Here is an 11,637-nt window from a genome sequence, read left to right as displayed (position 1 = left end):
GACGGCGCTCGCCTCATGCGGCACCGCGCCGCCGGTGACGACCACCGCGGCGGCCCCGTCGGGGAGCGGTGTGCCGGCGGGTACGAGCCGCCACGGCGGGGCGCCGCGCACGACCCAGCCGTCCATCGCGGACGAGTCGTAGTGCGGCACCGGTCCCGGCGCGAGCACGTCGGCAGCCGTCACCGCGGAACGGGCGCCGGCGAGCGGCACCTCGCGGGCGGCGAGGGGAACCGGGGTCCGGAGCGCGGCGACGCGCGCGGCGTCCCAGTCGAGCCGGCCGGTCACCGGGGGACGGCGGCCCTCGCAGTCGCGATCGCCGCCCCGACCTCCTCCGCGGATCCGCCCTTCAAGCCGGCGGCGTAGCCCGCGAGGAAGGTGGTGACCGGTGCCGCGGGCCGGACCACGTTGTGGGCGGCGACCCCGGCGAGCCCGAGGATCGCATCGCGCACGGGCGGCACCTCGTCGAGCCCGAGCGCGACGCAGAGCGTCGCCCACCACTCGTCCAGGGCCGTCTCCACGTCGTCACTCATCCGTACCTCCTCGTCGCGGACACCACCGTACGGCGGTTCGGAGCGAGATCTTCGGTTCGAGGGACGTTCGGGACCGCATCGGACCCAGGTCGTGGCCGAGACCGACGAGGGGCCCGGCGGACGGACCGCCGGGCCCCTCGAGGTGCGGGTCAGGCCGCGCCGTGACTCGCCCGCGACCGGCGGGACAAGGAGTCGACGATCACGGCGAGCAGCAGGACCACACCGGTGACGATGAACCGAGGAGCGTCGCCCCCGAAGTTCACGAGCGCCAGGCCGTTGGCGATCGACGTGATGACGATCACACCGAGCAGGGCGGACCAGACGCTGCCGCGGCCACCGAACAGGCTCGTGCCACCGATCACGGCTGCAGCGATCGCGTTCAGGTTCACATCGCCGCTGCCGGCCGACAGGGTGACCGCCGTGAGGTTGCCGGCAGACACGAGGCCACCCAGCACCGCGAAGCACGACGTGAGGATGAACACCGAGATGTACACGAGCCGGGTGTTGATGCCGGCGCGGCGGGCTGCTTCGACGCTGCCGCCCACGGCGTAGATGGAGCGACCCCACCGGGTCCGTGTCACGAAGAAGTTCATGACGATCACCGCGAGGATCAGGAACACGAAGGACACCCCGGTGCCCCGGTCCAGCGACAGGTAGTACGCCACCACGAGCAGTCCGATGAGGATGACTGCGGCCTTGATGTAGGTGAGGGACGGTGCAGGGACCGACAACCCGGCTTTGCTCCGACGGCGCCGCCGGCGGAGGTCGGTCACCAGCACCCCGCCGGCCGCGAGCACGGCGAGCAGGTACGCCTGCCAGGGCAGCAGGTAGGCCGACGCGGAGAACTCCACGATGAAGGAGTTCGACGGCAGGTTGATCGACCCGCTCGTGTTGAGGATGAGCAGCTGCACACCCTCGAACGCCAGCAGACCGGCGAGGGTCACGACGAAGCTCGGGACCCCGAACCTGGTGAAGAGCGTGCCGTAGAGCAGGCCGATCAGGGCACCCGCGCCGAGCGAGACGAGCACGATCGCCCAGAAGGGCCAGTTCAGCACGGTGAGCCCGACCCCCAGGATCGAGGCGGCCAGTCCGCTCACCGACCCGACCGACAGGTCGATCTCGCCGAGCAGCAGCACGAGCACGACGCCGACGGAGATGAGACCGGGCCCGGCGCTCTGCACCGCGAGGTTCACCAGGTTGTCGGGTTGCAGGAAGATGCCCCCGGAGAGGATCTCGAACCCGGCCCAGATCACCACGAGCCCGATGACCACCGGAAGCGAGCCGAGGTCACCGGACCGGACGCGGCGGCCGAAGGCGATCGCTGCGCCGCGCAGGCTGGCGTCGCGCAGCAGGCGCTCGTCCTGCAGATCCGCGGCGCTCGAGGGGACCCCCGGTGCCGGTGGGGCGACCTGCGGAGGATTGGTGGTCACTGGTCGCCCTCCTCGGAAGCGGTGGCCGCCACCGCGGCGGCGCGGCGGGTGACCGCGTTGTCGGTCGCCCCGGTGATGGCCGCGATGATCTCCTCGTAGGAGACGTCCTTCATGCGGAACGTGCCGTTGTTGCGGCCGAGACGCAGGACAGCGACGCGGTCGGCGACCGCCTGGACGTCCGCCAGGTTGTGGCTGATGAGGATGACGCCGAGACCGCGCTCGCGGAGCCGCTCGACGAGGTTCAGCACCTCCGCGGTCTGCGCGACGCCGAGGGCCGCGGTCGGCTCGTCCAGGATGACGACCTTCGGGTCGCCGATGAGCGAGCGCGCGATCGCCACGGTCTGGCGCTGGCCGCCGGACAGCGACGCGATCGGGATCCGCACCGAGGGGATGCGCGCGGAGAGCTGCCGCAGCAGCTCCCACGAGCGGCGCTCCATCTCCTCCTCGTCGAGCACGCCGTGGACGATCTCGCGCCCGAGGAACAGGTTCGCGACGACGTCGAGGTTGTCGGCGAGCGCCAGATCCTGGAACACCGACGATATGCCGAGCGCCCGCGCGGCGGACGGGCTCGGCACGCTCACCTCCTGGCCGTCGAAGACGATCGATCCCTCGTCCGGCGTGTACACGCCCGCCAGGATCTTCACGAAGGTCGACTTGCCGGCGCCGTTGTCGCCCACGAGGGCGACCACCTCGCCCGGGTAGACCTCGAGGTCCACCGCGGAGAGCGCCTGCACAGCGCCGAACCGCTTGGTGATGCCCTTGAGGCTCATCACCGGGCCCGGCGCGGCCGGCGGCCGCTCCGGCGCCTCACTGATCAATGTCACGATGCCTCCTCGAATCGTTCGTCACTCGCCGACCCGAGTGCGGGCCACATGCGTCGAGCACGGCCACCGTACGGCCGGGTTCCCCCGACCGCACGGTGGCCGTGCTCACACGTCCTACTTGATGCCGTACTTGGTGCAGGCGGCCTGGTAGGTGCTCGTGCAGATGTCGGACACCTTGTACAGTGCGTCCTTCACGACCGTCGACTCGATGTTCGAGGCCGTCACGGCGACCGGGTTGAGCAGCTCGGCCTTCACCGTCGCGCCCTTCGCGGTCGTGGCGGTGGAGGTCAGGTTGGCGGTCTGACCCTCGGCGAGCGCCACGGCGATATCGGCCGCATCGGAGGCCTCCGGCTTGAACGCCTTGTAGACGGTCATGTACTGCTGGCCGGCGAGGATGCGCTGGACGCCCGCGAGCGACGCGTCCTGACCGGTGACCGGCGGAAGGGTCTTGACGCCCGCGGACTTCAGCGCCGCGATGACGGCGCCGCCCGTGTCATCGTTCGCCGCGTAGACACCCTTGACGTTGCTCGCCCCGACCTTGGAGATCTGGCCCTGGGCCCAGGTCTGCGCCTTCGCGGGGTCCCAACCGGGCGTGTCGTACTCGCCCAGGACCTTGTACGAGGTCTTGGAGAGCACCGACAGGGCGCCCTTCTTGAACTGGCTCGCGTTGTTGTCCGTCGGGGACCCGTTCACCTCGAGGATGCCGGCGTTCGACGCGACCTTCAGCGCCTTCAGGTGATCGACCAGGGCCTGCGCCTGGAGCTGGCCCACCTTCTCGTTGTCGAACGAGATGTACGCCGCGAGGTCCCCGGAGTCGATGAGGCGGTCGTAGGAGACGACGGGCACGTTCTTCGCCTTCGCCTGCGTGACGATGGAAGCGGCGGCCTCACCGTCGAACGGGTCGAGCACGAGTACCTTGACGCCCTGGGCCAGCATGGCCTGCGCCTGCTGCTGCTGCGTCGCCGCGCTGCCTGCCGCGTTCTGGTAGAGCACCGTGCAGCTCGGGCACTTGGCCTTCACCTCGGCCTCGAAGTACGGCTTGTCGGCGGTCGCGTAGCGCGGGGTGACCGTGTCCGGCAGGAGCAGGCCGATCTTCGCGTTCTGCGCGCTCTGCGACGAGCCGCCGCTGCTGCTGCTACTGCTGCTTCCACTTCCGCTGTTGCTCGCTCCGTTGGAGCAGGCGGTCAGCGAGAGCGCGGTGAGCAGCAGGGCCGCCGACGAGACGACTGCCCTCTTGGTGGCTGTCCTCATTGAAAGTCCTCCAGTTCGAGCCGCCCACATCGGCGGCTGCGGAGGACTCTGCCAGCCGCCCCATTTGGCGTCAAGTTGTGAACGCAAGAGGGCGCGGGCTATTTCGCGATCGTTATGCGATCGCCATCACGGAGGCCTGTTCGGGCAGTGGTGCGGTGTCGATGGCGAGGGCGACCGCGCCCATCACCGCTGCGTTCTGGTCGAGCTGCGCCTGGACGAGATCGGGGGTGCCGTCCGGGTCGAGCAGGAGCGCCGCCTCCAGCGCGTGGCGCATCGGGCCGAGCAGGAGCTCGCCGGCACGGGCCAGGTCGCCACCGACGATCACGCGCTCCGGGTCGAGCACGTTGCAGAGGCCGGCAGCGGCGCGGCCGATGGTCCGTCCCGCGTCGGCGATGGCCCGTATGTATCGCGGCTCGCCGGCCATCGCGCGCACGATGAGATCGGTCGTCTTCAGCGTCGCCGGAGCGTCGACGAGCCCGTCGATGACCGCCGGGGCGGAGGCGACGGCCTCCAGGCAGCCGCGGTTGCCGCAGCGGCACAGCGGGCCGTCGGCCGCGACGATCAGATGTCCGAACTCGCCGGCGGCTCCGCGGTGCCCGCGGACGACCCTCCCGTCCACGATGAGACCCGCCCCGATCCCCTCGCCGACGTCGATGACGAGCACGTCGCGCTTCCCTCTCGCGGCCCCGAACCGGAACTCGGCGAGCGCGGCGAGGTTGGAGGCGTTGTCGACGTGGGCCGGCCGTTGCAGCCGCCCCTGCATGCTCTCGGCGATCGGCACCCCGTCCCAGCCGCGCATGATCCCCCTGCGCGCGATCATGCCGGTGCGTGCGTCGATCGGCGCGGAGATGCCGATCCCCACGCCGAGCACCTCCTCGAGCTTCGAGTCGACGGAGTCGAGCATGTCGACGACGAGCATGGCCGCCTTGTCCAGCTCGTTGTCCGCCCGGTGGTCGCGGGCGAGGGGGAAGTGGTGCTCGGCGACGATCGTGGCTGCGAGGTCCGCGAGGGCGACGCGCATATGCCGCTGCGCGACGTGCACCCCGACGACGAGACCGAGACCGTGGGCCAGCGTCACGCGCAGGGCGCGGCGACCGCTGTGCGTCGAGGGCGTCGTGTGGAGCACCCCCGAGGCCGTGAGCTCCTTGACGATGTTCGAGACGGTCGCAGGGGACAGCCCCGTCGCACCGGCGAGCTCGACCTGGGTCAACCCGCCGTGGTGCTTGACCGCGGCCAGGATGCGGGTCCGATTGGCTTCACGAAGTGAAGCCTGGTTGCCCGGGTTGGCCCGACGGTCGCTCACGGGCGTAACCATAGCGAGGCGGAGGCGCGTGGCGGCGGCCCGTTCGAGGGCCGCGGACGGCGACGAGTACGCTGACGGCGGTGGACGACGTGCGGCTGCTCGGCGCGGCCGACGTGCGTGCCCTCGCCGCGAGGCTCGACGTCGCCCCGACCAAGCGCCTCGGCCAGAACTTCGTCCACGACGCGAACACCGTGCGGCGGATCGTGCGGCTCGCGGACGTGCAGGCGGGCGAGCGGGTGCTCGAGATCGGCCCCGGCCTTGGCTCCCTGACCCTCGGTCTGCTCGAGGCCGGTGCGGTGGTGATCGCGGTCGAGCTCGATCGGCGGCTCGCGGAGGCGTTGCCCGCGACCGTCGCCGACCTCGCGCCCGCCGCCGCCGACCGCCTGACGGTCGTGGCCGGAGACGCCTTGCGGGTGCCCGTCCCGGACGCGCCCGTGCGGCTCGTCGCGAACCTGCCCTACAACGTCTCGGTGCCGGTGCTGCTCCGGCTGCTCGCCGACGTGCCCTCGCTCGCCGCCGCCGTGGTGATGGTGCAGGCCGAGGTGGGGGAGCGGCTCGCGGCGGCGCCGGGCTCGAAGATCTACGGCTCGCCGAGCGTGAAGGCCGCCTGGTACGGGCGATGCACCATCGCCGGTACGGTGCCGCGCGGCGTCTTCTGGCCCGTCCCCAACGTCGACAGCGTGCTCGTGCGGTTCGAGCGCGGTCCCGCGCGCGGCGACACCGTGCTGCGCGACCGGGTGTTCCGCCTCGTCGACGCGGCCTTCGCGCAGCGCCGCAAGACGTTGCGGCAGGCGCTCGCCACCGCCGTCGGCGGCACGGGCGCCGCCGACGCGCTGCTCAGGGCGGCCGGCGTGGACCCGGGTGAGCGGGGGGAGCGGCTCGGCATCGAGGCGTTCCTCGCTCTCGCCGAGGCCGCCGCTCCCGTGCTCCCCTGAGGGGCCGAGTCGACCGGTCCCGCCGTCCCCGTGCACTCGGGGGAGGGAGGGGGGCATCCGCGGTCTCGCTCCGGGTGACGGCCTCCGAGTCCGGCGGGCGGCCCGGACTAGGTTTTAGGGGTGAGCACGCCCCCGGCCGCCGTGCAGGCGAAGGCCCCCGGGAAGATCAACCTCGTCATGCGGGTCGGCGCGGCCATGCCCGACGGGTACCACGACGTCGCGACCGCCTACCACGCCGTGGCCCTCTACGAGGAGCTGCGTGCCGAGCGGGACGAGGAGCTCTCGCTGTCGTTCAGCGGGCCGATCGCGGCCCCAGGGCTCCCCGTCGACAAGCGGAACATCGTGGTCCGCGCCGCGCACCTGCTGCAGGCCCGCACCGGGTACCGCGGGGGAGCGCGGATCCAGGTGCTGAAGCGGGTGCCGGTCGCCGGTGGGATGGGCGGCGGATCCGCGGACGCCGCCGCGGCGCTCGTCGCGCTCGACGCCCTCTGGGGGCTCGGGCTGGCCCGTGACGAGCTGCTCGAGCTCGGCGGCGAGCTCGGGGCCGACGTGCCGTTCGCCCTCACCGGCGGCACCGCGATCGGCACCGGGCGGGGCGACAAGCTGAGCCCGGCGCTCGCGAAGGGCGTCTTCCAGTGGATCATCGCGCTGGCGGACACCGGCCTCAGCACGCCGGAGGTGTACGCCGCACTGGACGAGCACCGGCTGCGGCATGCGGCGGACCTGCCGACGGTCGGTCCGCCGGCCGTCGATGCGGACGTGCTCCAGGCCTTGCGGGCCGGCGACCCGCACATGCTCGCCGACGCCCTGCACAACGACCTGCAGGTCGCCGCGCTGCGGCTGCGGCCGCAGCTGGCGGACGTGCTGGAGCTGGGGGAGCGGAACGGGGCGCTGGCCGGGGTCGTGTCGGGCTCCGGCCCGACGATCGCGTTCCTCACCGCCGACCTCGACTCCGCGCTGTCGCTGCAGATCGCGCTGTCGGCCGCGCGCCTCACGGTGCTGCGGGTCACGGGTCCGGCGCACGGCGCCCGCCTCGTGTCCTGAGGCGGTCCTTCGCACCTCCCCGCACGGCGACGCCCCGCCGTCCGCTCCGGCTGCGGGGAGTGGACGGCGGGGCGCCGTCGTGCTGTGTGGCCGGGTCCGGCCGTGGAACTACTTCGCGGTGATCTTCGCGATGCCGACCTCGAGCTTCCCGGTGACCGCGGTGGTGCCGAAGGTCTTGTCCAGCAGCGCGGCGGCGTCGTCGGAGACGTAGACCGTGGTGCCCTCGAGCACGGCGTTGCCGTCGGCGTCCTTGAAGAGGGGCTTCAGGGTGCTGCCGTCGAGACGGAACAGGTTCGCGCCCTTCGCGACCGACGTGCCGTTCAGCGACACGTCACCCGAGAGGTGCGAGTTGTTGCCCGGGTCGATGACGAAGTTCGTCAGCTCCACCTTCTTGCCGCCGGCCGAGAGCGAGATGCCCGAGCCCATGTGGTCGACCTCACCCTGCACGTACGGGCGGTAGGACTTCGTGGGGTCGTAGTACGTGACGTGGCCGCCGGTGATCGGGAAGCTGAGCACACCGGCCTTCGACAGCGTGGCGGTGCCGACGACGCCCGGCGTGAGCTTGAGGCTCGTGAGGGCCTTCAGGAAGCCGGCGTCGAGCGTGACCTGGGTGTGCACGCCGGACAGCGAGGGGATCTCCGCGACCGGGGTCGGTGTGGCGGCGGGCGCGGGGGCCGCGCTCGAGGAGGAGGCGGTCTTCGACGCGGCGGGCGTCGAGGAGCTCGCCTCGGCGCAGCCCGCGAGGGCGGCGACGACGAGACCGGCGGACAGCGCCGCGATGGCGCCCCTGGTGGTGCTGATTCGCATGGGACTTCTTTCCGTATCCGGCCGGGTGGAGCGGCGGGAGTTCCGCTGCTTCCGTGTCGCCCCGGCTCGCGTGAGCAGGTGCACTGGGTTCGGCGGCCCTCAGGAAAGGGATGGGTGCCTCAGGCGACTCTCAGGGAACGGGGGACGGGCGCGGCACGGTCGGTGCCCGCCGCGTCCGGCGGAACCAGGCGGCCGCGACGACCAGCAGGACCACGGCTGCGAGCTCCTCGCGGAAGATGTCGAGGGGGGTGTCGAACTGCTTCTCGATGAGCACGAGCGCGAGAGCGAACCACTCCCATCGGCCGCTCATCGCGACGAACGGCATGAGCAGGAGCACGTACCAGGAGTAGCGGGGGCTCGTCAGCAGCAGGGCGGCCCCGACGACGACGACCTGCCCCACCCACGGGTCGGCCGGGTCGGTGCGCAGCAGCACGAGGATCGCGACGACGAGCAGCAGCAGGGCGGCGACGGGCGTCGCCGCGGCTCCCGGCGCGACGATCGACACGAGGGCGGACCGGGTGCCGTCGTCGTAGCCCTCCTCGTTCAGGTATCCGGGGAGGTAGCCGAGCACGCGGCCGCCCGACAGCACGACGTGCGGCAGGTAGACGGCGACGACCGTCGCGGCGGCCGCACCGAGGATCCGCGCCGGCGAACGCTTCAGCAGCGGGGGCATCACCAGCACCGGCAGCACCTTCGTCGCGATGGCGAGCCCGAGCACGATCCCGCCGCGGATCGGCTTCCCGCGCACCACGAGCAGCGTGCCGGCGAGCGCGCCGAGCGCGGCGAGGCCGTCGATGTGGGCGTTCGTGACCGCCTCGGACGCGACCAGCGGGCACCACGCGAACCAGGCCGCGCGTCGGGGATCGCCGCCCGTGAGCCGCAGGGCGAGGAGCAGCAGCGCCGAGGTCGCGAGCACGGCGGCGAGCCCGAGCACCTGCATCGGTCCGTACCCGACGCCCGGCGGGACGAGCAGCCGCACGCCCGCGAACACGGCCTCCGCGACCGGCGGGTAGATGGTCGGCACGAGCGGCCGGTTGATCGCCGTGCAGACGAGGCCCGGCACGCGCACCTGGCTGCTCGGGGAGGCGACGTGGCTCGGGCAGTGCAGCACCCCGGTCGCGGAGACCTGCCCGGCGGGGAACAGCCAGTCGGTCCGCAGGGGAGCGAGCGCCGGATCCGCGGGCACGTACCGGTACGGGGAGATCCCCGCGTCCTGCACGATCCCGTCCCACGCGTACCGGGCGGAGTCGGTGCTCGTCGTCGGCGGCCCGGCGAGGGCGCCGAGCCCGATCGCCAGCGCGCCGCCGAGCACGAGCGCCGGCACGGTGCGCGCCGGCGCGATCCGCAGCAGCACGATCGCGACGGCGAAGAGCAGCCAGCACGCGCCCTCCGCCAGCAACCATGCGGGCCGCTCGGAGTGCAGGACGACGCCGATGCGCACGACGATCCACCACGTCAGGGCGGCGAGCGCCGCGACCACGACGGCGACCGGGACGGTGCGTGCGGCGGCGTCCCTCACCCCGTCATCCTGGCCGGTCGCTCCGAATACCCGGCATGGGCGCGCGAGACGGGACGACGGGGTGAGGGCGCTCTTCGCCCTCGCCAGGGGATCGCTCGCGAGTGCCGCCCGGCACCCGCGCACCGCCGTGGTGCTCGGCCGGCTCCTCGGCACCGGATTCCTGGTCTGCTTCGCGACCGGCCTGTACAGCCACTTCCTGCAGGATCCGCTGCCCGGCATGGCGTTCCTGACCCGGCCGGCGTCCCTCTACCGGATCACGCAGGGGCTCCACGTCGCGACGGGCATCGCGTGCATCCCGCTGCTGCTCGGCAAGCTCTACACCGTCTTCCCGCTGCTCTTCGCCTGGCCGCCCGCCCGCACCGTCGCCGGCCTGCTCGAGCGCGCGTCGATCGCCCTGTTCGTCGCGTCGTCACTCGTGCAGCTGGCGACCGGGCTCGTGAACACCTACCAGTGGTACCCGTGGCCGTTCCCGTTCCGGCAGGTGCACTACGCGCTCGCCTGGGTGATCGTCGCCTCCCTCGCCATCCACATCGGCGTAAAGCTGCCGATCATCACGCGCTGGTGGCGGCGGCGCGACAGCATCGGTCCCGACGGCCGGCTGCGGCCGGTCGGGACCGGCGAAGGCCGGCTCGGTTCCCGCGAGCCGCGGGCGAGCGGCGTGACGGGCGTCCTGCAGCGGTGGATCGAGCGCGCGCCGGCCGCGCCCGACGCGGTCAGCAGGCGGACGGTGCTCGGCGCGGTGGGCGTCGCGACGGGCGCCGCGGTCGTGCTCAGCGTCGGTCAGAGCCTGCCGGCGCTCGCGGCGGTGAACGTGTTCGGCCCCCGCCAGCAGCGCCTCGGACCGCAGGCGCTGCCCGTCAACAAGACGGCGCGTGCCGCGGGCGTCGTCGGCGCCGCCACCGATCCGGGCTGGGTGCTCACGGTCCGATCCGGGAGACGGAGCCGGGTGCTGACGCGGACCGACCTGCTCACGCTCCCGCAGACCCGCGTCACGCTGCCGATCGCCTGTGTCGAGGGGTGGAGCGTCTCGGCCGACTGGCGGGGGGTGCGCGTCGCCGACCTGGCCGCGCTCGTCGGCGCGACCGGGCGCGGCATCACGGTCCGCAGCCTGCAGCGCGGCGCCTACGCGACGACGATCCTCGAGCCGGAGTTCGCCGCGGATCCGCTCACCCTCGTCGCGCTCGAGCTGAACGGCGCGCCCCTGGACCTCGACCACGGCTACCCGGCGCGGATCATCGCGCCCGCCCGTCCGGGCGTGCTGCAGACGAAATGGCTCTCGTCCCTCGAGGCGCGATGAGCAGCCGGTCCGCCGTCGCCCTCAGAGTGCTCGTCGGACTCGGCGCGCTCACGGCGTCCGTGCTCCTGCCGTCGCGGGTCCCGCGCGTCCCCGCCGAGGCGCTGCCCGAGGCGCACGCGGCGCCCCCGGTCGGGGCGGGGGTCCGTCGAGCGAGGGCGGCGCTCGTCGGGGTCGGCGTCGCGGGTCTCGTCGTCGGAGCGGCGCTGCTCGTGACGACGGTGCGGCCGGCCGGCGTCGCCGGCCTCGGGATCTGGCTCGTCGGCGCGCTCGTGCTGCACGACGGGATCCTGGCGCCGGCCACGTTCGCCGCCAACCGCCTGCTGCGCGGCGCGGGCGCCCGGATCCCGCCCGTCGTGCTCGCCGTGCTGCAGGGCGCCGTCGTCGTCGGGGTCGTGCTCACGCTGACGGTGCTGCCCGAGATCCGGGCGAAGCAGCTCGGCCCCCGCAACCCGACCGTGCTGCCGTTCGACTACGGGCTCCGGCTCGGCCTGCTGTGGCTCGTCCTCGCCGCGCTCACGGCGATCGTCTGCGCGGTCCTGCTGCGGTCGCAGCGGACCCGGAGGTCCGTGCGGTAGAGCGGATCCGTCGGGACCGACCCGGGTCCCGACGGAAGGGGCCCGCCGTGCCGCGATCCATCGCCGCGCTCGCCGCGGTCGCCGTGCTGCTGCTCGCGGGCTGCGCCGAGCGGTCGCCCGCC

Annotated in this window: 11 protein-coding genes and 1 pseudogene; 4 read left to right on the top strand and 8 right to left on the bottom strand. The window is 73.0% G+C overall.

Going from position 1 to position 11,637, the window contains the following annotated elements; genetic code table 11:
• From JWQ92_RS06545 to JWQ92_RS06520, 6 genes and pseudogenes are all read right to left on the bottom strand, one after another.
• A pseudogene (locus tag JWQ92_RS06545) lies at window positions 1–285 on the bottom strand (molybdopterin molybdenumtransferase MoeA); the annotation flags it as partial.
• A complete protein-coding gene (locus JWQ92_RS06540) occupies window positions 282–530 on the bottom strand; it encodes a DUF6457 domain-containing protein (RefSeq protein ID WP_297343662.1) in 249 nt (82 codons plus the stop codon). The gene JWQ92_RS06540 and the pseudogene JWQ92_RS06545, both read right to left, overlap by 4 nt.
• A 149-nt stretch (window positions 531–679) precedes the next feature.
• Window positions 680–1,960 carry a sugar ABC transporter permease gene (locus tag JWQ92_RS06535; protein WP_297343661.1) on the bottom strand — a complete coding sequence of 427 codons (1,281 nt, stop codon included), beginning with the start codon at window positions 1,958–1,960 and terminating at the stop codon, window positions 680–682.
• On the bottom strand, window positions 1,957–2,730 hold the full coding sequence (locus JWQ92_RS06530) for an ATP-binding cassette domain-containing protein (protein ID WP_297343663.1): 774 nt from the start codon (window positions 2,728–2,730) through the stop codon (window positions 1,957–1,959). Before JWQ92_RS06530 ends, JWQ92_RS06535 begins: the two co-directional genes overlap by 4 nt.
• Window positions 2,731–2,898: 168 nt before the next feature.
• Complete coding sequence (locus JWQ92_RS06525) at window positions 2,899–4,035, bottom strand: substrate-binding domain-containing protein (protein WP_297343660.1); 1,137 nt, start codon at window positions 4,033–4,035, stop codon at window positions 2,899–2,901.
• 112 nt (window positions 4,036–4,147) lie between these two features.
• A complete protein-coding gene (locus JWQ92_RS06520) occupies window positions 4,148–5,338 on the bottom strand; it encodes an ROK family transcriptional regulator (RefSeq protein WP_297343659.1) in 1,191 nt (396 codons plus the stop codon).
• 80 nt (window positions 5,339–5,418) lie between these two features.
• Here JWQ92_RS06520 and rsmA point away from each other — a divergent pair, with 80 nt between their 5' ends.
• Window positions 5,419–6,273 carry a 16S rRNA (adenine(1518)-N(6)/adenine(1519)-N(6))-dimethyltransferase RsmA gene (gene rsmA / locus JWQ92_RS06515; RefSeq protein ID WP_297343658.1) on the top strand — a complete coding sequence of 285 codons (855 nt, stop codon included), beginning with the start codon at window positions 5,419–5,421 and terminating at the stop codon, window positions 6,271–6,273.
• A gap of 120 nt (window positions 6,274–6,393) precedes the next feature.
• Window positions 6,394–7,317 (top strand): 4-(cytidine 5'-diphospho)-2-C-methyl-D-erythritol kinase, encoded by a 924-nt coding sequence (locus tag JWQ92_RS06510; RefSeq protein ID WP_297343657.1) that lies wholly within the window; start codon window positions 6,394–6,396, stop codon window positions 7,315–7,317.
• A 108-nt stretch (window positions 7,318–7,425) separates the two neighbouring features.
• On the opposite strand, the gene JWQ92_RS06505 is transcribed toward JWQ92_RS06510, so the two are convergent.
• Together JWQ92_RS06505 and JWQ92_RS06500 are read right to left on the bottom strand one after the other, a co-directional pair.
• Window positions 7,426–8,124 (bottom strand): hypothetical protein, encoded by a 699-nt coding sequence (locus tag JWQ92_RS06505; protein ID WP_297343656.1) that lies wholly within the window; start codon window positions 8,122–8,124, stop codon window positions 7,426–7,428.
• A 130-nt stretch (window positions 8,125–8,254) separates the two neighbouring features.
• Window positions 8,255–9,643, bottom strand: a complete 1,389-nt coding sequence (locus tag JWQ92_RS06500; RefSeq protein ID WP_297343655.1) for a glycosyltransferase 87 family protein — start codon at window positions 9,641–9,643, stop codon at window positions 8,255–8,257.
• A 61-nt stretch (window positions 9,644–9,704) separates the two neighbouring features.
• On the opposite strand from JWQ92_RS06500, the gene JWQ92_RS06495 reads away from it, so the two are divergent.
• Both JWQ92_RS06495 and JWQ92_RS06490 read left to right on the top strand, forming a co-directional pair.
• On the top strand, window positions 9,705–10,940 hold the full coding sequence (locus JWQ92_RS06495) for a molybdopterin-dependent oxidoreductase (protein ID WP_297343654.1): 1,236 nt from the start codon (window positions 9,705–9,707) through the stop codon (window positions 10,938–10,940).
• Window positions 10,937–11,515: a hypothetical protein gene (locus JWQ92_RS06490; protein WP_297343653.1), complete on the top strand. Its 579-nt coding sequence runs from the start codon at window positions 10,937–10,939 to the stop codon at window positions 11,513–11,515. Before JWQ92_RS06495 ends, JWQ92_RS06490 begins: the two co-directional genes overlap by 4 nt.
• Window positions 11,516–11,637 lie beyond the last annotated feature (122 nt).

Origin of the sequence: Amnibacterium sp. (assembly GCF_025463795.1) — a bacterium.
In the GTDB taxonomy this organism is placed as follows: domain Bacteria; phylum Actinomycetota; class Actinomycetes; order Actinomycetales; family Microbacteriaceae; genus Amnibacterium.
The sequence above is the reverse complement of the archived record's forward strand: the minus strand, read 5'-3'. Positions and strand labels throughout refer to the sequence as shown.

Excerpts from the sequence above, each read along its gene's own strand:
- JWQ92_RS06540 (WP_297343662.1), bottom strand. The coding sequence starts at position 530 with ATGAGTGACGACGTGGAGACGGCCCTGGACGAGTGGTGGGCGACGCTC.
- JWQ92_RS06490 (WP_297343653.1), top strand. The coding sequence starts at position 10,937 with ATGAGCAGCCGGTCCGCCGTCGCCCTCAGAGTGCTCGTCGGACTCGGC.
- JWQ92_RS06530 (WP_297343663.1), bottom strand. The coding sequence starts at position 2,730 with ATGAGCCTCAAGGGCATCACCAAGCGGTTCGGCGCTGTGCAGGCGCTC.
- JWQ92_RS06505 (WP_297343656.1), bottom strand. The coding sequence starts at position 8,124 with ATGCGAATCAGCACCACCAGGGGCGCCATCGCGGCGCTGTCCGCCGGT.
- JWQ92_RS06525 (WP_297343660.1), bottom strand. The coding sequence starts at position 4,035 with ATGAGGACAGCCACCAAGAGGGCAGTCGTCTCGTCGGCGGCCCTGCTG.